Genomic DNA, 20,743 nt, shown 5'->3' with positions numbered 1-20,743 from the left:
GGTTAAATATCCCTGTTGGAAAGCCGATGGTTGCTCTGTAAAAATGAAAAAATAGCATCTGCGGTAATGTCTCTCGTCTGCTGAGTAGGGCTGACCATCTGATGTTGGTTTTTACCGTAGCCGCCAATCAGCCCGGGATCGGTGGGTCCGAATAGCGTGATATTGGGGCGATCCAATGCTGCGGTTAAGTGGCTCAGTCCCGTATCAACGGACACGACAGCCTCTGCACCTGCCAGCTCTGCAGCAACCTTTGCCAGCGTGAGCTTAGGTAACACTTCTACGTGCGAAAAACCTGCCGCTAACCGCTCTGCACGTTGGCGCTCGTGTTCAGCACCCCAGGGCAGTTTAATATGGATGCCGGTAGGTTGCATTAATTCAATCAATCTTCGCCAGTGCGATTCCGGCCAGTGTTTATCGTCCCGCGTTGTGGCATGGAGGAACACCACATAAGGCGTCGCACGGTTATCCGCGTCACGCTGGAAATGCTGCGATATCGCGTAATCGCCCTGCGTTTCGGGCTTGCTGTAGCCGAGGCTTTTAGCAAACAGCTCCCGGGTGCGTTCCACCGCGTGTTGTTGCTTCGGGATATGATGGCGACGGTTATAGAACAGGCTTGCCAGCGGCTCGCGGGCAGTTTGCCAGTCCATACCGTGCTTTACGCCGTGCGCCAGACGCGTGACCAGCGCGGCGCTTTTCACCAGCCCCTGCGCGTCAATAATGGCGTCGTAGCGCTGAGCCTGCACCGCGTCGCGAAAGGCGTTGCGCTCGGCCTTAACCGGCGCGGAGAACCACGCCTTGCGCCAGCGGCGAATGGCAACCGGGATCACCCGGTCAACCGCGTCATGCCAGGTCGGGATTTGCGCGAAACCCTCTTCCACCACCCAGTCAAAGCGGATGCCGGGAATGGCGCGCGCGGCGTCCGTCAGGGACGGCAGCGTGTGCAGCACGTCGCCCATTGATGAGGTTTTAACGATCAATACCCGCATCCGTTATCCTTCTTCGCTCAGCAGCAGGTCGTTAAGCTCTTCGAGGACGCGCGCGGGCGTGATGTCGATCAGGCTCTGATGATAGCCTTCTGCCGCATCGCCTTTACGCACTTTATGGTAGCCGTCGATCAGGCGAATGACCCGCGCTTTATGCGACAACGGCGGGGTAAAGTCCGGGCTGCTTGGGCCGTAAAGCGCCACCAGCGGGCGGTTCAGCGCGGCGGCGACGTGCATCAGGCCGGAGTCATTAGTGACCACGGCTTTACAGGCGGCCAGCAGGATCACCGCCTGTTCCAGCTGTGTTTCACCGGCCAGGTTGCGACACCATGCCTGCTGTTCGGTACTGAGCGTGGCGAGAATGTCGTTGCCCGCCTCGTGGTCTTTCGTCGAACCAAACAGGACGATCTGAAAGCCTTCGTCGATCAGCTGTTTTGCCAGCTCCGCGTAGTGATAGTGCGGCCAGCGTTTAGCCGGGCCAAATTCTGCGCCGGGGCAAAAGCCGATCATCGGCCGTTCGGCAGAGAGGTTAAAAGCGTTACAGGTATGGGATTTCTCTCCCTCGCTGACCTGCAACTGCGGCCAAAGCAGCGGCTGCGGCAGGTCTTTCGCGCTGCGCATCACGCCCTTGTCGTAGGCCAGCGCCACATAGCGCTCAACCATCAGCGGCCAGGCTTCTTTATCCAGCACGCGCGCGTCGTTCAGCAGGCCGTAGCGCATTTCACCGCGCCAGCCGGTGCGGTGCGGAATGCCCGCAAAGAAAGGCACGAGGGCAGATTTGAAGGAGTTAGGCAGCACCCAGGCGCGGTCATAGCGCTTTTCGCGCAGGCTATGACCGAGCTTGCGGCGTTCGCCGATTTCCAGCGCCCCGTGGCCGAGCGGCATCGGGATCGCTTCATTCACTTCCGGCATACGCGATAACAGCGGACGGCACCACGCGGGTGCCATCACGTCGATTATCGCCTGGGGATAGCGCGCCTTGAGCGTGCGATAGAGACTTTGCGACATCATCATGTCGCCCACCCAGGACGGGCCGATCACCAGTATCTTCATGCTTACTTCTTACGCGTCGCGATTCAGCCAGGCCATATACTCCGTTACGCCTTCGGCAACGGTCTTGAACGGCTTATCGTAGCCCGCAGCACGCAGGTTAGTCAGATCGGCCTGGGTGAATGCCTGATAGCGGCCTTTCAGTTTTTCCGGGAACGGAATGTACTCCAGGGTGCCTTTCTTATGCCAGGCCAGCGCGGCGTCGGCCACGGCCTGGAAGGATTCGGCGCGGCCCGTGCCCAGGTTGAAGATGCCGGATACGCCGTTTTCCCAGAACCACAGGTTCACGGCCGCGACGTCGCCCACGTAGACGAAGTCACGCTTGAAGCCGTCGCTGCCTTCAAACAGTTTCGGGCTTTCGCCGTTGTTCAACTGGGTATTCAGGTGGAACGCGACGCTCGCCATGCTGCCTTTGTGGCTTTCGCGCGGTCCGTAGACGTTAAAGTAGCGGAAGCCAACAATCTGGGAGTTCGCTTCTGGCAGGATCTGACGGACATATTCATCGAACAGGAACTTGGAGTAGCCGTAGACGTTCAGCGGCTGCTCATATTCACGGGATTCGATAAAGTCTGACGTGCGTCCGCCGTAGGTAGCCGCAGATGATGCATACAGGAACGGGATTTCACGCTCCAGGCAGTAGTGCAGCAGCTCTTTGGAGTACTGATAGTTATTGTCCATCATATACTTGCCGTCCCACTCGGTGGTGGAGGAGCATGCGCCTTCGTGGAAGATGGCTTCGATGTCGCCTAACTCTTCGCCTGCCATAATCTGGATAAGGAAATCTTCTTTATCCATGTAGTCAGCAATGTTCAGATCCACCAGGTTCACAAACTTGGTGCCGTCTTTCAGGTTGTCCACCACCAGGATGTCGGTGATGCCTTTGTCATTGAGGGCCTTAATAATATTGCTGCCGATAAAGCCCGCGCCGCCGGTAACGATGATCATAACTGTAACCTTTGAATTGTGGAGCCCGGGGACAATCCCGGACGCTAATGTTCTTATCATATCATCACAATGCCCTGTCTTCAGCCATTCACCGACATACACTTCATCCTTCACGCTGCCTCGGCGTTGGCGGCGTTCAGAAACCCCGGTCACATAGTTATCTATGCTTCCGGGGATTTTTTCTCTTGCCGCCTTGATGCAACGTGAATGATTTTGTGTATGTCTAAAAAGGTTACGCGTGATTTATGCTGCAAAAACGACAAGAGATACTGCGTCATCTCGTCATCAAGTATAGGTTTGGGTAATATGTGCCGAAATTTGCCGAGTCTGGAGAATTGCAATGCGTGGTGATTTTTACAAACAGTTAAACAGCGACCTGGACACCGCACGTGCGGAAGGGTTGTTCAAAGAAGAACGTATTATCACGTCTGCGCAGCAGGCGGACATCACCGTTGCCGACGGCAGCCACGTGATCAACTTTTGCGCGAACAACTACTTAGGCCTGGCGAATCACCCGGAGCTGATTGCTGCTGCCAAAAATGGCATGGACACCCACGGTTTTGGGATGGCCTCCGTGCGCTTCATCTGCGGCACGCAGGACAGCCACAAGCAGCTTGAGAAAAAGCTGGCGAACTTCCTCGGAATGGAAGATGCGATCCTCTACTCCTCCTGCTTCGACGCCAACGGTGGCCTGTTCGAGACGCTGCTTGGTGCAGACGATGCGATTATCTCCGACGCCCTGAACCACGCCTCCATCATCGACGGTGTGCGCCTGTGTAAAGCGAAGCGCTTCCGCTACGCTAACAACGACATGGCCGAGCTGGAAGCGCGCCTGAAAGAGGCGCGTGAAGCCGGTGCCCGCCATGTGCTGATTGCCACCGACGGCGTGTTCTCTATGGACGGCGTGATTGCCAACCTGAAAGGCGTGTGCGACCTGGCAGACAAATACGACGCGCTGGTGATGGTCGATGATTCTCACGCCGTCGGCTTCGTGGGTGAGAATGGCCGTGGCTCGCATGAATACTGTGAGGTGATGGGTCGCGTGGACATCATCACCGGCACGCTGGGCAAAGCGCTCGGCGGCGCGTCCGGCGGCTATACCGCTGCGCGTAAAGAGGTGGTCGAGTGGCTGCGCCAGCGCTCCCGCCCGTATCTGTTCTCCAACTCCCTGGCCCCGGCGATTGTCGCCGCCTCCATTAAGGTGCTGGAGATGGTGGAATCCGGCGCCGAACTGCGCGACCGTCTGTGGTCCAACGCCCGTCTGTTCCGTGAAAAAATGAGTGCGGCAGGTTTCACCCTGGCCGGTGCAGACCACGCGATCATCCCGGTGATGCTGGGCGATGCGGTTGTGGCGCAGAACTTTGCCCGCGAGCTGCAAAAAGAGGGGATTTACGTCACCGGGTTCTTCTTCCCGGTGGTGCCAAAAGGTCAGGCGCGTATCCGCACCCAGATGTCTGCGGCGCATTCACCTGAACAAATTGAGCGTGCGGTGGAAGCCTTTACCCGCATCGGTAAACAGCTGGGCGTAATTGCCTGAGGACGTATGATGAAAGCGTTATCCAAACTGAAAGCGGAAGAAGGGATTTGGATGACCGACGTGCCGGAGCCGGAAGTCGGTCATAACGATCTGCTGATCAAAATTCGTAAAACCGCCATCTGCGGTACGGACGTTCACATCTACAACTGGGATCAGTGGTCGCAGAATACCATTCCTGTCCCGATGGTTGTCGGGCACGAATACGTTGGTGAAGTGGTCGGTATCGGCCAGGAAGTTAAAGGCTTCAAAATTGGCGATCGCGTCTCTGGCGAAGGTCATATCACCTGTGGCCACTGCCGTAACTGCCGCGGTGGACGCACGCACCTGTGCCGCAACACCGTGGGCGTGGGCGTCAACCGTCCCGGCTGTTTTGCAGAATACCTGGTGATCCCGGCGTTTAACGCGTTCAAAATCCCGGACAACATCTCTGACGATCTGGCCTCCATCTTCGATCCGTTCGGCAACGCAGTGCATACGGCGCTCTCGTTTGACCTGGTAGGTGAGGACGTGCTGGTATCCGGCGCTGGCCCGATCGGGATTATGGCGGCGGCGGTGGCAAAACACGTGGGTGCACGCAACGTTGTGATCACCGACGTGAATGAGTATCGCTTGTCGCTGGCGCGTAAAATGGGCGTCACCCGCGCGGTGGATGTCTCTAAGGAGAACCTGAACGACGTGATGGCCGAGCTGGGCATGACCGAAGGCTTTGACGTGGGTCTGGAGATGTCCGGTGCACCACCGGCGTTTCGCACCATGCTCGATACCATGAACCACGGCGGGCGTATTGCGATGCTGGGTATTCCGCCGTCGGATATGTCTATCGACTGGAACAAGGTCATCTTCAAGGGGCTGTTCATCAAAGGCATTTATGGCCGTGAGATGTTTGAAACCTGGTACAAGATGGCGGCGCTGATCCAGTCTGGACTGGATCTGACCCCGATTATCACCCATCACTTCTCTGTCGATGAGTTCCAGAAAGGCTTTGACGCGATGCGTTCCGGCCAGTCCGGTAAAGTCATCCTGAGCTGGGATAAGTAAGAGAAAAGGGGCCTCAGGCCCCTTTTTTACTGTTTCTTTTTCTCTTCGTCCGTCAGGTAGCGCACCTTGCGGGTGTAATCCTGGCCTTTGAACAGCAGTTTGTTATCCGGCGATTCAAGATACTTCTGCCATTCGGAGAGAGGGAAACCACCGTGCGCGCCAATCACCTCTTTTGGCACAACGGCTTCCTGCCCGCCGATCTTCTTGGAGACCGGCCAGTTCATCCAGTCACCCAGATTGACCGTTTTCACATCCAGCATGTCCAGCAGCGCGGCGAGCGGCAACTGATCGGTCGGCGGCTGCGTATCATCCATCAGCTCCCAGGTATCCTGGAACAGCGTCAACCACAGCGGGCAGATGCGTCGCCAGGTCTTTTTGGTGGCGGCAAGGAAGGCGCCGTTAACGTGATCGACCAGATACGGGCGCACCGTCTCTTTGTAATACGCCGGTACTTTCTCCGCGGGTGCGCCGTTGAGTTTGGCGATCATCTTGCCCTGACGGAAGCTGGAGTAGATATGCATGTCGGCCATGCTGATCTCAGGCATCTTAAGCAGATTAAGATCGGAGTCGATCATTAACACGCCTTCACCGCGCGCCTGCAGCGGGGCGTTAAGCTTGACCAGACGGCTAAGGTAGATTTGCTTGTAGCGATAATGCGCTTCGCGCACGGGAAGCGTGAGCGTGACAACGCGCGTTTTTGGCGGAAGTTCGCCAAAAGCGGACTCTGGCTGATCGCTAACGATAACGATCTCGCTAACGCCGGTGGCATAACGCTCGGCGAAGGTGGCCGACAGTAACGCCTCTTCAACAAAATCTGCGCCGGTGCAGGGGATCACGATGGAATCCACCGTAACATGGCTGCTGCTGACAGGCAGGGAGGCGTAGGGAATGTTGTGTCGCCCGGTGATATGGCGGTAGCGAGCATTCAGGAATTTAAACATGTTCATCTCGTTGGGTTATTGCGCACCAAGGACGGCTTCGACACCGTTAACATAGCTTTCGATTGCATAGGCCTGGCAAACGTTCTCATGCGCAGCCGCAGCCAGTCGGGCGCGCAGGCCAGCATCGTGCCAGATATTCTCCAGATGTTCAGCAAGCAGCGAAACATCACTCCAGGGGAACAGCAAACCTGTCGACCCGTGGTCAATCAGTTCAGCCGTCCCCGTCACCTGCGAGCCAATCACCGGGATCTTGAGCAGCATGGCTTCAAGTACCACGCGCGGTAATCCTTCGCTCTTCGAGGCCAAAATAAAGGCGTCAAACGTGGCGAGGTAATCAAATGGCGTATTCTGAAAACCGGTGAAAATCACGTTGCGTTCAATACCCAGTTCGCTGGCCTGTGCGGCAAGCGCGCGGCGCTCAGCGCCTTCGCCAACCAGCACCATCTTCCATTTCGCCTCAGGATGCTTGCGGCTAAAGGTCGCCAGCGCTTCCAGCGTATGGTGATTCGCTTTACGCGGGATCAGCGACCCTATGCTGCCAAACACAAAGGTGTCATCTTCCAGGTGCAGGCGATGGCGCATGGCAAGGCGGTCGGGCAAGGGCTGGTGGATATCGATCGCGTTATTGACGGTTGTACAAAGCTCAGGGCGAACGCCATGCTCCAGCAAAACGCGCTCGACGCCATGCGAGACGGCGATAATTTTATCGGCATGGGCATTCACCAGCTTAACCAGAGGCGGGGTCAGAACGGGTTCAATGCGGCAGTGCTGAATGACGCGCGCCTGCAGTCTGGCGCCCGCCAGATATCCCTCTTCATTGGAGCCGGGCTGATTGTTCATGTACAGCGTATCAAACCCCCCTTCCCTGAAGAGAGCCTCAATGCGGCGAACGTTAGGCTGAATGCGCCACAGCGTATCAATGCGGCGCGTAAACGCCACCCGGGCGCTGCGCGAGAAAAACAGCAGGCTACGGCCCAGCTCTTTCGCCACCTTCGCCCAGACGGGCTGTTTGCGCTGAGGGATGACGATCAGAGGAATATCGATACCTTTCAGTACCTGCCCAATCGTCTGGCCTTCGGCCCGGCTGTAGTCGCTGTAAAAACAACAGGTAATGTCGAACTTATCGCGATCGATACGCTTTAACAGTTCGAGCATACTGTTGGTGCCTCCGCCCCATTCTTTACCGGTATCAAGGAGCAGGATTTTATATTTTTGCGGCATCTTTCTACCTTAATTGCCTGTCACTGAAGTGTTACTACTCCAGCCCTGCCACTGGTGCTGAACATATTTCACCAGCGTGCTTTGGCTTACGCTTTCCCCGATGACCGCAAAGAAGCGGGTCGCATTGACCGGCTCAAGCGGTTTTTTCGGCGCACAGCTTTTCACGCCGCGGAACGGATTTCGCGGCGCAGGGGCGGTTTGTTGTCCGCCGTTAGGTGTGGACGTATCGACCTGCGGCTCATTGAGCAGATCGCTCGGGCGCACCAGGGTGATATCGGCAGGCAGCGTCGGCAACATTTGCTGCAAAACGCGCACCGTGGACGGATGCGGGTGGCCAATGGCGATCGCCGAGCCATTCCGGCGGGCCAGTTGCACCGCCCGGTTAAACTGTACGCGGATGTCCGCTTCGTTCTGGGTATCGTCCAGGAACACCTTGCGCTTAATTACCTTCACGCCCGTTCCCTGCGCGGCGCGCATGGCCTGACTGTTGCCAATGGTCATGCTGTCGAGAAAATAGAGATTGTAGCGCTCAAGCGACTGCATAACCTTCAGCATACCGTACAGGCTGGAGGTCATCGCGCTGCCCATATGGTTGTTCAGCCCCACCGCATACGGCACTTTGTTGTAGGCGTCGCGGATGATGCGATCGATCTCATCGCTGCTCATCTCGGGGCGTAAGGTGTCTTTTTCCAGCGGCTGCTTGCTGAGCGGGGCCATAGGCAGGTGGATCAACACCTGATGGCCGCTATTGTGGGCTTTGGTTGCCATCTCCCGCGCATGGGGCGCATTGGGGAGGACGGCAACAGAGATGGCCGACGGCATCGCCAGCACCTGGTTTTCGTAGTGTGGACGATAACCGAAGTCATCAATCACGATGGCGAGTTTGCCTGCATATACCGGTGCAGCCAGCGCCAGTGCGCTGGCGACGGAGAGAATCAATCGACGAAATTGAAGCAAAACTTATCTTCCCAACCACGGCTGTGGATTGACCGCCTGACCCTGGCGACGAATTTCGAAATAGAGTGACGGGCGGCCCTGACCGCCACTGCTGCCCACAAGGGCGATGGGTTGACCGGCGCGCACCTGAGTGCCGACGCTGACCAGCGCGCTCTGGTTGTAGCCGTACAGGCTCATGTCGCCTTTACCGTGCTCCACCACGACCACCAGCCCGTAACCCTGCAGCCAGTCGGCCAGGATCACGCGGCCATCGGCGATGGCTTTCACTTCGCTACCCTCAGACGCACCGATAACGATCCCTTTCCAACGTAGCTCACCCTGCAGCTGTTCGCCATAACGATGGAGGAGAGTCCCGCGTACCGGCCAGTAGGCCTGCCCGCGCGGGGAGCCAAGCCCACCGGTGCGAGACATCAGGGAGCGTTCGTTTTCAGTGGGTTTGTAGGTAGTGCCTTTACGCGAGGCTTCTTGCTGTTTGTTGCGCACGACCTGGGCTTCACGCGCCTCTTTCTCGGCGCGCGCTTTGGCGGCCGCTTCGGCGCGGGCGATGCTGTTGCGCAGTTTGGATTCGTTGGCACGCATTTCGCTCAGCTGGCTTTGGCCCTGCTGAATGGAGGACTCAAGCCCGGACAGGGTTTTCTTACGCTCGTTGCGCGCTTGCTCCAGCTTCGCCTGCTGGGCCTGCTGTTCGTAAAGCAGCGTCTGCTGCTGGCTTTGCTTCTCTTCCAGCTCGGCTTTCTGGCTGGTGACCTCTTCGCGCGTCTGCTTAAGCTGGGCGATGGTCTCCTGACGGGCCTGGTTTAAATAGCCGAAGTAAGCCTGTAAACGCTGGCCGCGCTGGCTCTCTTCACCGCTGAGGATCAGCTGAAGGCCGGTGTGTTCACCCTGACGGAAGGCCGCATCAAGCTGAGCCGCAAGCGTGCGCTCCTGCGCGTCGCGCTGGCGCTCCAGTCGCGCAATCGACGCGTTCATTTCGTCGATCTGCTTATTCAACTGGGCGAGCGTGTTCTGGGTTTCACGTAGCTTACGCGCGGCGGCGGAGATAGCCTCTTCCTGTTTCTTAAGCTGGGCAAGTAAAGCGGCGCGTTGCTGTTGCTGCTGGCGTACCGCGCGCTCTTTGGCGGCGATATCGGCCTGAATAGATTTGAGCTGGTCGCGGTCATCCGCGTGGGCGGACGTGGCGCACAGCAATACGCCAGCGCTGAGCGCGCTGGCGTAAAGCAGAGGTCTGACTGATAGCCGAAGCGGCTTCACGACCCATGTGATTGAAAAAATCGCCTTTCCCCTCATGGGGAGCGATTATTCCACGATGAACAGCGGCTTACCAGTCATCTCTTCAGGGATCGGCATGCCCATCAGCGTCAACATGGTTGGCGCGATGTCGGAAAGCTTACCGCCTTCCACTGCTTTCACTGATTTATCACCAACATAAATCAATGGAACCGGCAGGTTGGTGTGGGCAGTGTGCGCCTGGCCGGTCGCCGGATCGCGCATCTGCTCTGCGTTACCGTGGTCGGCGGTGATCAGCAGCTGGCCGCCAACGGATTCAACGGCTTTCGCCACCTGCTCAACGCAGTGGTCCAGCGCTTCAACCGCTTTAACCGCCGCGTCCATCACGCCGGTGTGACCTACCATATCGCCATTCGGGTAGTTACAGATGATGGTGTCGTACTTGCCGCTTTCGATGGCCGCTACCAGCTTTTCAGTCAGCTCGGCAGAGCTCATTTCTGGCTGCAGATCGTAGGTCGCGACTTTTGGTGAGTTAATCAGAATGCGCTCTTCGCCTTTAAACGGCTCTTCGACACCGCCGTTAAAGAAGAAGGTGACGTGAGCATATTTCTCGGTTTCGGAGATACGCAGCTGCGTCTTGTCGTTTTTCGCCATCCATTCACCGAAGGTGTTCGCCAGCGATGCCGGTGGATAGGCGCAAGGAGCCTTGATGTCGGCAGCGTATTCGGTCAACTGGATGAAATCGAGAGTCACCACTTTCTTACGGGCGAAACCGTCGAAATCGCTATTCACGAACGCACGGGTGATTTCGCGCGCGCGGTCAGCACGGAAGTTCATGAAGATCAGCGCATCGCCGTCTTCCATGGCCGCATCGGCCTGGCCTTCAGCGCGGATCACGGTTGCTTTCACAAACTCGTCGTTTTCATCACGCGCATAAGCCGCTTCCAGGCCTTCAACCGCGGTAGCGAACTGGAATTCACCTTTCGCCAAGGTCATCAGGTCATAGGCTTGCTCAACGCGATCCCAGCGGTTGTCGCGGTCCATGGCGTAGTAACGGCCAATAAGGGAAGCTACGCGGCCTTTACCCAGCGCAGCGAATTTCGCTTCAAACGCTTCCAGCGAGCCTTTCGCGCTGCGAGGCGGGGTGTCGCGGCCGTCGAGGAAAGCGTGCAGATAGATTTTTTCCGCGCCGCGCTCGGCTGCCAGTTCAACCATCGCCATGATGTGGTCTTCGTGGCTGTGAACGCCGCCCGCAGAGAGCAGACCCATGATGTGAACGGCTTTGCCTGACGCGACGGCTTTATCCACGGCACCCGTCAGCGTTGGGTTGGCAAAGAAGGTGCGTTCTTTGATTTCAACATCCAGGCGGGTCAGGTCCTGGTAAACGATACGGCCAGCGCCCAGGTTGACGTGTCCAACTTCGGAGTTACCCATCTGGCGATCCGGCAGACCCACTTCCAGGCCTGATGCATCAATCAGGGTATGGGGACGTTTTGCCCACAGCGCATCCATGACCGGGGTTTTGGCGTTGAAAATGGCGTTATCCTGGCTCTCCTCGCGATAGCCATAGCCATCCAGAATTACCAGTACCATAGGTTTTTTAGAAACCGACATTGCGACAACCTCATGCTCAAGAGACGAAAAATATGCGTAATTTTACTACAGCTGAATCGATCAAATAGCCGCAGAAGATCAAAGAAAGGAGAGGGGCAAGGCGCTTCTCGGGTCATTTTGAGGCTTTTTTTTCGTGGCATGCCGCAGAAAATCGATTAGCTTATTGTCGCTGGCTGTATTTGCCACAACGCACAGGTATACTCCTGTCCTGGTTTTTTTATCACTTAGTCGGGAGTTGTTACCCCCCATGCAAGAAATTATGCAATTTGTTAGCCGCCACCCGGTTCTGAGCATCGCGTGGATTGGCCTGCTGGCCGCCGTATTGTTCACGACCTTTAAGGGGCTAACGTCTAAAATTAAGGTGATCACCCGGGGTGAAGCCACGCGTCTGATTAACAAAGAAGATGCCGTGGTGGTCGATCTGCGTCAGCGTGATGATTTCCGCAAGGGCCACATCGCCGGTGCGATCAACCTGCTGCCCGCTGAAATCAAAGCCAACAACGTCGGTGAGCTTGATAAGCATAAAGCCCAGCCGATTATCGTTGTTGACGCGACCGGCATGCAGGCGCAGGAATCTGCCAGCCTGCTGCATAAAGCGGGCTTCGAAAACGTCTCTGTGCTGAAAGAAGGTATTTCCGGCTGGAGCGGGGAAAACCTTCCTTTGGTTCGCGGTAAATAAGGAGTTAAGTGATGGCCAATATCGAGATCTACACCAAAGCAACGTGTCCATTCTGCCACCGTGCAAAAGCGCTGCTGAACAGCAAAGGCGTAACCTTCCAGGAACTGCCGATTGATGGTGACGCGATCAAACGCGAAGAGATGATTCAACGTAGTGGTCGCACGACGGTTCCGCAGATTTTTATTGATGCGCAGCACATTGGCGGCTGTGATGACTTGTATGCGCTCGACGCCAGCGGCGGACTCGATCCTCTTCTGCGCTAAGAGACTTTAGGACAATTAAAAAGGGTTTTTCCATGTCAGAACAAAACAACACCGAAATGAGTTTCCAGATCCAGCGTATCTATACCAAAGATGTCTCTTTCGAAGCGCCAAATGCGCCGCACGTTTTCCAGAAAGATTGGCAGCCAGAGGTTAAACTTGATCTTGATACCGCATCCACCCAGCTGGCGGATGACGTGTATGAAGTCGTGCTGCGCGTGACTGTGACCGCTTCACTGGGCGAAGAAACTGCATTCCTGTGCGAAGTACAGCAGGGCGGCATCTTCTCCATCGGCGGTATCGAAGGCAACCAGATGGCGCATTGCCTGGGTGCATACTGCCCGAACATCCTGTTCCCGTATGCCCGTGAATGCATCACCAGCCTGGTCTCTCGCGGTACGTTCCCGCAACTGAACCTTGCGCCAGTTAACTTTGATGCGCTGTTTATGAACTATCTGCAGCAGCAGTCTGGCGAAGGTGCCGAACAACATCAGGATGCCTGATGAGCACTGTTAATGCTTCAATGACTGTGATCGGTGCCGGCTCATACGGCACCGCTCTTGCTATCACCCTGGCAAGAAATGGTCACGACGTGGTCCTGTGGGGCCACGATCCCAAACATATCGCGACGTTGCAACACGACCGCTGCAATGTGGCGTTTCTTCCGGACGTTCCGTTCCCTGACTCCCTGCACCTCGAAAGCGACCTCGCGACCGCGCTGGCCGCCAGCCGCAACATTCTGATTGTGGTGCCAAGCCATGTCTTTGGCCAGGTGCTGCGTCAGGTTAAGCCGCTGATGCGCCCCGATGCGCGCGTGGTGTGGGCGACGAAAGGGCTCGAAGCAGAAACCGGACGCCTGCTGCAGGACGTTGCCCGCGAAGCGCTGGGCGATGCCATTCCGCTGGCGGTGATTTCCGGGCCGACGTTTGCCAAAGAGCTGGCCGCTGGCCTGCCGACGGCCATCTCGCTGGCCTCAACCGACCAGGCGTTCTCAGACGATCTCCAGCAACTGCTGCACTGCGGCAAGAGCTTCCGCGTGTACAGCAACCCGGATTTCATCGGCGTTCAACTGGGCGGCGCGGTAAAAAACGTGATTGCGATCGGTGCCGGAATGTCAGACGGCATTGGGTTTGGCGCAAACGCCCGTACGGCGCTGATCACCCGTGGCCTGACCGAGATGTCGCGTCTTGGCGCGGCGCTGGGTGCCGACCCGTCCACCTTTATGGGGATGGCCGGTCTGGGCGATCTGGTGCTGACCTGTACCGACAACCAGTCGCGTAACCGCCGCTTTGGCATGATGCTTGGGCAAGGCATGGATGTACAAGGCGCGCAGGAGAAGATTGGTCAGGTAGTGGAAGGTTACCGCAATACGAAAGAAGTCCGCGAGTTGGCACACCGTTTTGGTGTCGAAATGCCAATAACCGAGGAAATTTATCAGGTATTGTATTGCGGAAAAAATGCGCGCGAGGCAGCATTGACCCTGTTAGGTCGTTCGCGCAAGGACGAGCGCAGCAGCAACTAGCCGCAGGGAACCGTTGTCACCCAACGATACGGCCAGCAGAGACTGGCCGATCGTACTATTACGTCTGGAGCAAGCAATGCCGTGTGAAGAACTGGATATCGTCTGGAACAATATTAAAGCCGAAGCGCGAGCTTTAGCTGACTGCGAGCCCATGCTGGCCAGTTTCTACCACGCGACGCTGCTCAAGCACGAAAACCTCGGTAGCGCCCTGAGCTACATGCTCGCCAACAAGCTGGCCTCCTCAATCATGCCGGCTATTGCCATCCGCGAAGTGGTGGAAGAGGCGTATGCCGCCGACCCGGAGATGATCGCCTCTGCCGCCTGCGATATTCAGGCCGTGCGCACGCGCGATCCGGCTGTCGACAAATATTCTACGCCGCTGCTGTACCTTAAGGGCTTCCACGCGCTTCAGGCCTACCGCATCGGCCACTGGTTGTGGAACGAGGGCCGCCGCGCGCTGGCTATCTTTCTGCAAAACCAGGTTTCCGTGACCTTCCAGGTAGATATTCACCCGGCGGCGAAAATTGGCCGTGGGATCATGCTCGATCATGCCACCGGCATCGTGGTGGGTGAAACGGCGGTGATCGAAGATGACGTCTCGATTCTGCAATCGGTGACCCTGGGCGGTACCGGAAAAACCAGCGGCGATCGCCATCCGAAGATCCGTGAAGGGGTGATGATTGGCGCGGGTGCCAAGATCCTCGGCAACATTGAAGTGGGGCGCGGCGCGAAAATCGGCGCGGGTTCCGTGGTGCTGCAGCCCGTTCCACCGCACACCACCGCCGCTGGCGTACCGGCGCGCATCGTCGGTAAGCCAGACAGCGAAAAACCGTCAATGGACATGGATCAGCACTTCAACGGCATTCACCACACCTTCGAGTATGGTGACGGCATCTGAGTCTCTGCCCGGTGGCGCTGCGCTTACCGGGCCTGCCTTAATATCGCGCCGGGATACCCAAGCTGGCGCCACGCTTCATACACCACTACCGACACCGCATTTGACAGGTTCATGCTGCGGCTGTCCGGCATCATCGGAATACGAATTTTTTGCTCGGCAGGCAGGGCGTCCAGAATTGTCGCCGGCAGGCCGCGTGTTTCCGGGCCAAACATCAGATAGTCACCGTCCTGATAGCTCACGGCGCTGTGCGCGGGCGTGCCTTTGGTCGTCAGGGCGAACATGCGCTGTGGTTTTTCCGCGTCCAGAAAGGCAGCGTAATCAGGATGGCGAACCACGGCGGTAAATTCATGGTAATCCAGCCCCGCGCGACGCAGGCGTTTGTCATCCCACGCAAAGCCCATCGGCTCAATGATATGCAGACGAAAGCCCGTGTTGGCACACAGGCGAATGATATTACCGGTATTTGGTGGAATTTCTGGTTCGAATAAAACGATGTTAAGCATGCTGCCCCCTTAATTGCGGGGGCAGAATAGCAGAAAGCAGCGGTCTTACGCGATGCCGGGATCCTGCGACCGGCAGCGCAGCATTTTAAAGACCGTAGCCGCGGCGGCCAGCAGCGCGGGAAGGCTCAGGAACATCAGGATGCTGTCCGCGTGCCACTGCAACGAAAGCAGCTGCGCGCTGGTCATCGTGCCCGCCACGCCGCCGAACCGGCCTATCCCCTGCATCCATGCGATGCCGGTTGCACGGCAATCGGTGGGATAAAACGTGGCGGCCAGCGTCTGCATCCCGGATTGCGCGCCGTTCATGGTGATCCCCATCAGGAAAATAAGCCCGCCAAACAGCACGATGTGGTTGTGCTCCAGCCCCAGCGTAAGAATTAACACCATGGTGATGAAGAACCCGCCCGCCACCACCTTGTGCGCTTCCCAGCGATCCATCATCCAGCCTGCCAGCAGGATCCCGGCGGTGCCGCCGAAGGTAAAGAGCGAGGTGAGCCAGGCGGATTCCGCCAGCGGGTAGCCCATGCCGAGCATCAGCGTCGGCATCCAGCTCAGCAGCACGTAATAAATTACCAGGCCCATGAAATAGGTGACCCAGAGCATCAGCGTGCCGGGAAGCCAGGGCATTGAGAAGAGTTGCGCGACGCTGCCTTTTTTGCGCGCGGCGCGCTCCTCCGCCAGATAAAAACCCGTTACCGCGTCGAGCGGCGCGGCGGCGAAGCGAGCGGCAATGCGCTTGATCTGCATAACGTCTTTACCACGTTGCACCAGATACTTCACCGATTCCGGCAACAGCAGCGCCAGCAGCACGGTGAGCACCAGGGGGGCAATCGCCCCGGCCAACAGTACGCTTTGCCAGCCGTGGTTCGGGATTAGCCAGGACGAAATGGCTCCGCCGCCTGCCGCGCCCAGAGGAAACCCACAGTACATGGTATTAATGGCCCGGGAACGGCAGCGCTGCGGCGCAAACTCCGAAATCAGCGTAATGGCGTTCGGCATCGCCGCGCCCAGGCCAAGGCCGGTGAAAAACCGCCAGATCGTCAGCGAGTTAAGGCTCTGGGCGTAGGCCGTTGCCAGGCTCGAGAGGCCGAAAAAGAGGCAGGAGAAGACCAGCACGCGCTTGCGGCCAATGCGATCGGAAACCGGCCCGGCAATGAGTGCCCCCAGCGACAAACCCAGCAGGGCGGCACTCAGCACGGGGCCAAGATCCTGTTTGGCGATCCCCCACTCCGTCGAGAGCGTCGGGGCGATATAGCCCATCGCGGCGGTATCAAAGCCGTCTATTGCCAGGACCAGAAACCCCAGAACAATCAGCACCCAGTGGAGCCGGGAAAAGGGGCTGTCATCAATCACCTGCTGGATATCCACCTTGCCTGAATACGTCATACGCGACTCTCCGATGTGATGTTTTTTTATGCTGTTGTATTTGCTTGTCTATACAACTGCGTTCGGCGCAGAGATGTCAAATTAACTTATCCAAAATGTTATGCAGGTGTTATTTTGCACAAAAAAAGCGTTCAGCCGGATACCGACTGAACGCGTGAAGTGGAAAGCGCGAAACAGATCAGGCCGCGTTTCCTTGCGACAGCGGAGCCAGCGCGGCGGGTAATTTACTCAGCTCCTGTACCAGCGAATCTTTGCTGATTTCGCTAATCGATTTCGCGCCGGTCAGCGTCATGGCGACTTTCATCTCTTTCTCGATCAGGTCCAGCAGGTTCGCCACGCCCGCCTGGCCGCTGGTGGCCAGGGCATACAGATAAGCCCGACCAAGCAGCACGCTGTCAGCGCCGAGAGCGATCATGCGCACCACGTCCAGCCCGTTGCGAATGCCGCTGTCGGCCAGAATAGCGATATCGCCTTTTACCGCATCGGCAATGGCGGGCAGGGCGCGCGCGGAAGAGAGCACTCCGTCGAGCTGACGCCCGCCGTGGTTTGAGACCACAATCCCGTCTGCGCCAAAGCGCACCGCGTCACGGGCATCTTCCGGATCGAGGATCCCCTTGATCACCATCGGGCCGTCCCAGAATTCGCGGATCCACTCCAGGTCTTTCCAGGAGATCGACGGATCGAAGTTATTCGCCAGCCAGCCGATGTAATCCTCCAGCCCGGTCGGTTTGCCCAGATACGCTGAGATGTTCCCCAGATCGTGCGGGCGGCCATTGACCCCCACATCCCACGCCCACTGCGGATGGGTCACCGCCTGCCAGTAACGGCGCATCGCAGCATTCGGGCCGCTCATGCCGGAGTGGGCGTCGCGGTAGCGCGCGCCCGGCGTGGGCATATCGACGGTAAAGACCAGCGTGGAGCAGCCCGCCGCTTTGGCGCGCTCCAGCGCGTTGCGCATAAAGCCGCGATCGCGCAGAACGTACAGCTGGAACCACATTGGGCGTTTGATAGTAGGGGCGACTTCTTCAATCGGACAAACGGAAACGGTGGAAAGCGTAAACGGAATGCCTTTGGCATCCGCCGCCGCTGCCGCCTGGACTTCACCGCGGCGGGCATACATGCCGCACAGGCCAACCGGGGCAAGCGCGACGGGCATGGAGAGCGTTTCGTTAAACAGCTTCGTCTCAAGGCTCAGATCGGACATATTCTTCAGCACGCGCTGGCGCAGAGCCACTTCAGACAGATCTTCCACGTTGCGGCGCAGGGTGTATTCGGCATACGCCCCGCCGTCGATATAGTGGAACAGGAACGGCGGCAAAATGCGCTGCGCCGCGGCGCGATAGTCACTGGCTGCTGAAATAATCATGCTTTGTTCTCCCTGGAAATATCATTGTCGCCAGGCAGACGGGTAATACGCGCCTGTCGGGCCTGATCTTCATCGAAGCGTTTAATGGTGGTATGTACGAAGCTGAGATGCGCCATCATCGCTTTGCGTGCGGCCTCGGCGTCGCCGGCCAGAATGGCGTTAAGCACGGCGTCGTGCTGTTCGGTTAACTGAGCAAAAACGGGCGGGACCAGATACATCCGCTGGCGGCTCTGTTTAACGGAGGATTGCAGCAGGTCAAAGAAGCCGCGCATGGTTTGCAGAAGAACCACGTTGTGCGAGGCTTCGGCAATCGCCAGGTGAAAACGCACGTCCGCCTGGGAAGCGATATCCGGGTCACGGCTTTGTGTCGCCTCAAAGCAGATTTTGAGCTTCTCTTTATCGGCCTCAGTTGCGCGCATCGCGGCATGCCAGGCGGTGCTGGCTTCGATGGCGTGGCGGGCTTCAAGGATATCGAAGCTGTAGTCCGGGTCGTTCTCCATCAGCGTTTTCAGCGGCTGAACGATATTTTGCTCGGACCAGTCGTCATGCTGCCAGCGCACAAAGGTACCGCCGCCGCGACGGCTCAGCAGCACCCCTTCGCTGATCAGCGTCGCCAGCGCCTCGCGCAGTGAATTGCGCGACACACCAAGCTGGGCGGCAAGCTGGCGCTCGGCGGGCAATTTCATGCCCGCCTCCAGCTGCTGTTCTTCAATCAGCGCCCGCACGCGAGAGGCAATCTCGTCGGACAGGCGTCTGGGCATCACTATCATGGAATCATCCAGGTTAAGACATAGGCCTGCAGCGTGGTGATCACCCCCACCATGCAGGTAAATATCAGGCTGTGTTTTACGGTAAAGCGGAACAGATCCGATTCTTTCCCCACCAGTCCCACCGCGGCACAGGCAATGGCGATGGACTGCGGCGAAATCATCTTCCCGGTCACACCACCGGTGGTATTAGCCGCGACAAGCAGGACGTCGGAGACGCCAATCTGCTGTGCCGCCGTCGCCTGCAGGGCCGCAAACAGGGCGTTGGACGAGGTATCCGACCCGGTCAGGAACACCCCCAGCCAGCCGAGGAACGGCGAGAAGAAGGTAAAGGCGTGCCCGGTATGTGCCAGAGCCAGAGCCAGCGTCGACGACAGTCCGGAGTAGTTCGAGATAAACGCGAACGCCAGCACCATCCCGATGGAGTAAATCGGCAGCGCCAGCTCTTTCAGCGTGCTGGCAAACGTCTGCACTGCGGCGGCAGGCTTCATGCGCAGCCACACAATGGAAAGGATAGCGGCAAACAGGATGGCCGTACCGGTAGCGGAGAACCAGTCGAACTTGTAGACCGCCGCATACGGCGTGGCATCGTGAACCACCGGCGGCATGCGGGCGACCATCTTGTCGAGGAACGGTACAGAGATGTTAATCACCATGTCGTACAGCGCGCCGCCCGGGGCGAAGAGGGCTTTAAACGGCGGAATGCTCCACAGCGTTACGGTAGCGGTCAGGAACAGGAACGGCGACCACGCGCGAACAATCTGCCCTGGGGTATACCCCGTACGCGCCAGGGTTTGATCGACCTGGGACGCGCCCATATCGGCAAAGCGGAAAATACGCACCGGCTGCCAGCGTCTGAGGAACAGCGTCAGGCACACCAGCGACACCAGCGAAGAGATAATGTCCGGCAGCTCGGGGCCGAGGAAGTTAGAGCTAAGATACTGGGCGATAGCAAAAGAGCCGCCCGCGACCATCACCGCAGGCCAGGTCTCCTTCACGCCGCGCCAGCCGTCCATAATCGCCATGATCCAGAACAGCACGATGATGGTGAGGAACGGCAGCTGGCGGCCAACCATCTGGCCAATCTCGAAGCTGTCCAGCCCGGTGACCTGCCCGGCGACCAGAATCGGAATCCCCATCGCGCCAAACGCTACCGGCGCGGTGTTCACAATCAGGCACAGGCCAGCGGCATACAGCGGGTTAAAGCCCAGACCGACCAGCAGCGCGGCGGTAATCGCCACCGGCGCACCGAAGCCTGCCGCCCCTTCGAGGAACGCCCCGAACGAGAAACCGACAATCAGCATCTGCAGGCGCTGGTCAGGCGTGATGGAAAGAATCGACGAGCGGATAATGTCGAACTGCCCGGTTTTCACCGAGATTTTATAGACAAACACCGCCGCGATGATGATCCAGGCTATCGGCCACAGGCCGTAGAAAAAGCCATACACGACCGACGCCAGCGCGCGATCGACCGGCATTTTGTAGAAGAGCAACGCCACCAGCAGGGCGATGGCCACGGTCCAGGTTGCGGCAAGGTAGCCCTTCAGCTTGAGCTTAATCAGCGCGAAGAAAAAGAACAGGATCGGAAGCGATGCGATCAGGCTAGACAGCCAGATATTCCCGGCCGGATCGTAGTTTTGTTGCCAGAGGCTCATGCAGGTCTCCTGAGGACCACACGATCGGTTCGGCGGTGAGTCTGTGCTCATCTCTGCGTCACGGTCAGTGTAAAAGTGGTCCTGCCAATAAGGTGATGTAGGGTTAATGACAACAAATGGTTAATCAAATGTTATGCATGAGCAATGGTTTTGTGAGCGGTAATGGCAGAAGTGTGAACCAGTGGACAGTCAAA

20 protein-coding genes are annotated in these 20,743 nt (G+C 57.9%); 7 read left to right on the top strand and 13 right to left on the bottom strand.

All coding sequences use genetic code 11. The annotated features are described in order from the left end of the window. Positions 1-2: 2 nt before the first annotated feature. Genes rfaC through rfaD form a run of 3 tightly spaced genes read right to left on the bottom strand, consistent with a single transcriptional unit; the run spans position 3 to position 2,978 of the window. Complete coding sequence (rfaC, locus tag ACWKX3_RS14140) at positions 3-986, bottom strand: lipopolysaccharide heptosyltransferase RfaC (protein ID WP_153689135.1); 984 nt, start codon at positions 984-986, stop codon at positions 3-5. Positions 987-989: 3 nt separating this feature from the next. Next, positions 990-2,036 carry an ADP-heptose--LPS heptosyltransferase RfaF gene (gene rfaF / locus ACWKX3_RS14135; protein WP_101736779.1) on the bottom strand — a complete coding sequence of 349 codons (1,047 nt, stop codon included), beginning with the start codon at positions 2,034-2,036 and terminating at the stop codon, positions 990-992. Positions 2,037-2,045: 9 nt separating this feature from the next. Next, on the bottom strand, positions 2,046-2,978 hold the full coding sequence (rfaD, locus tag ACWKX3_RS14130) for an ADP-glyceromanno-heptose 6-epimerase (protein ID WP_454541976.1): 933 nt from the start codon (positions 2,976-2,978) through the stop codon (positions 2,046-2,048). A 340-nt stretch (positions 2,979-3,318) separates the two neighbouring features. Between rfaD and kbl the strand changes: the two genes are divergently transcribed. Then, positions 3,319-4,515, top strand: a complete 1,197-nt coding sequence (gene kbl / locus ACWKX3_RS14125) for a glycine C-acetyltransferase (RefSeq protein WP_058610498.1) — start codon at positions 3,319-3,321, stop codon at positions 4,513-4,515. A gap of 9 nt (positions 4,516-4,524) precedes the next feature. Continuing rightward, positions 4,525-5,553, top strand: coding sequence for an L-threonine 3-dehydrogenase (gene tdh, locus ACWKX3_RS14120; protein WP_006177738.1), 1,029 nt, complete (start codon positions 4,525-4,527; stop codon positions 5,551-5,553). A 26-nt stretch (positions 5,554-5,579) separates the two neighbouring features. Here the strand turns inward: tdh and ACWKX3_RS14115 are convergent, their stop codons facing one another. From ACWKX3_RS14115 to gpmM, 5 genes are read right to left on the bottom strand one after another with little or no spacing between them, the layout of a single operon-like run. Beyond that, the gene (locus ACWKX3_RS14115) at positions 5,580-6,494 is read right to left on the bottom strand and encodes a hypothetical protein (RefSeq protein ID WP_088209004.1); all 915 of its coding nucleotides are present in this window, start codon (positions 6,492-6,494) and stop codon (positions 5,580-5,582) included. A gap of 15 nt (positions 6,495-6,509) precedes the next feature. Continuing rightward, complete coding sequence (locus ACWKX3_RS14110) at positions 6,510-7,715, bottom strand: glycosyltransferase (RefSeq protein WP_404600532.1); 1,206 nt, start codon at positions 7,713-7,715, stop codon at positions 6,510-6,512. Between the two features lie 9 nt (positions 7,716-7,724). Beyond that, positions 7,725-8,672: a divergent polysaccharide deacetylase family protein gene (locus tag ACWKX3_RS14105; RefSeq protein ID WP_088209006.1), complete on the bottom strand. Its 948-nt coding sequence runs from the start codon at positions 8,670-8,672 to the stop codon at positions 7,725-7,727. Between the two features lie 3 nt (positions 8,673-8,675). Beyond that, positions 8,676-9,935 carry a murein hydrolase activator EnvC gene (gene envC / locus ACWKX3_RS14100; protein ID WP_233500347.1) on the bottom strand — a complete coding sequence of 420 codons (1,260 nt, stop codon included), beginning with the start codon at positions 9,933-9,935 and terminating at the stop codon, positions 8,676-8,678. 33 nt (positions 9,936-9,968) lie between these two features. Beyond that, a complete protein-coding gene (gene gpmM / locus ACWKX3_RS14095) occupies positions 9,969-11,513 on the bottom strand; it encodes a 2,3-bisphosphoglycerate-independent phosphoglycerate mutase (RefSeq protein ID WP_088209007.1) in 1,545 nt (514 codons plus the stop codon). Positions 11,514-11,760: 247 nt separating this feature from the next. On the opposite strand from gpmM, the gene ACWKX3_RS14090 reads away from it, so the two are divergent. The 5 genes from ACWKX3_RS14090 (at position 11,761) to cysE (ending at position 14,872) form a co-directional block, all read left to right on the top strand. Next, positions 11,761-12,192: a rhodanese-like domain-containing protein gene (locus ACWKX3_RS14090; protein ID WP_006177745.1), complete on the top strand. Its 432-nt coding sequence runs from the start codon at positions 11,761-11,763 to the stop codon at positions 12,190-12,192. A gap of 11 nt (positions 12,193-12,203) precedes the next feature. Continuing rightward, the gene (grxC, locus tag ACWKX3_RS14085; RefSeq protein ID WP_058610502.1) at positions 12,204-12,455 is read left to right on the top strand and encodes a glutaredoxin 3; all 252 of its coding nucleotides are present in this window, start codon (positions 12,204-12,206) and stop codon (positions 12,453-12,455) included. 32 nt (positions 12,456-12,487) lie between these two features. Then, on the top strand, positions 12,488-12,955 hold the full coding sequence (secB, locus tag ACWKX3_RS14080) for a protein-export chaperone SecB (protein WP_006177747.1): 468 nt from the start codon (positions 12,488-12,490) through the stop codon (positions 12,953-12,955). Continuing rightward, positions 12,955-13,974 (top strand): NAD(P)H-dependent glycerol-3-phosphate dehydrogenase, encoded by a 1,020-nt coding sequence (gene gpsA, locus ACWKX3_RS14075; protein ID WP_006177748.1) that lies wholly within the window; start codon positions 12,955-12,957, stop codon positions 13,972-13,974. The genes secB and gpsA overlap by 1 nt, the downstream gene beginning before the upstream one ends. A gap of 76 nt (positions 13,975-14,050) precedes the next feature. Next, on the top strand, positions 14,051-14,872 hold the full coding sequence (cysE, locus tag ACWKX3_RS14070) for a serine O-acetyltransferase (protein WP_006177749.1): 822 nt from the start codon (positions 14,051-14,053) through the stop codon (positions 14,870-14,872). Between the two features lie 23 nt (positions 14,873-14,895). Here the strand turns inward: cysE and trmL are convergent, their stop codons facing one another. From trmL to lldP, 5 genes are all read right to left on the bottom strand, one after another. Further along, a complete protein-coding gene (gene trmL, locus ACWKX3_RS14065; protein WP_006177750.1) occupies positions 14,896-15,375 on the bottom strand; it encodes a tRNA (uridine(34)/cytosine(34)/5-carboxymethylaminomethyluridine(34)-2'-O)-methyltransferase TrmL in 480 nt (159 codons plus the stop codon). 45 nt (positions 15,376-15,420) lie between these two features. Next, positions 15,421-16,761, bottom strand: coding sequence for an MFS transporter (locus ACWKX3_RS14060; RefSeq protein ID WP_006177751.1), 1,341 nt, complete (start codon positions 16,759-16,761; stop codon positions 15,421-15,423). A gap of 178 nt (positions 16,762-16,939) precedes the next feature. Continuing rightward, on the bottom strand, positions 16,940-18,127 hold the full coding sequence (gene lldD, locus ACWKX3_RS14055; protein WP_006177753.1) for an FMN-dependent L-lactate dehydrogenase LldD: 1,188 nt from the start codon (positions 18,125-18,127) through the stop codon (positions 16,940-16,942). Next, positions 18,124-18,897, bottom strand: coding sequence for a transcriptional regulator LldR (lldR, locus tag ACWKX3_RS14050; protein WP_006177754.1), 774 nt, complete (start codon positions 18,895-18,897; stop codon positions 18,124-18,126). Before lldR ends, lldD begins: the two co-directional genes overlap by 4 nt. Further along, positions 18,894-20,549 carry an L-lactate permease gene (lldP, locus tag ACWKX3_RS14045; protein WP_058610503.1) on the bottom strand — a complete coding sequence of 552 codons (1,656 nt, stop codon included), beginning with the start codon at positions 20,547-20,549 and terminating at the stop codon, positions 18,894-18,896. Before lldP ends, lldR begins: the two co-directional genes overlap by 4 nt. Positions 20,550-20,743: the final 194 nt, after the last annotated feature.

It is taken from the genome of Enterobacter sp. UPMP2052 (genome assembly GCF_053709675.1).
Note: the sequence above shows the minus strand (reverse complement) of the source record. Positions and strands in the feature narration are given on the sequence as shown.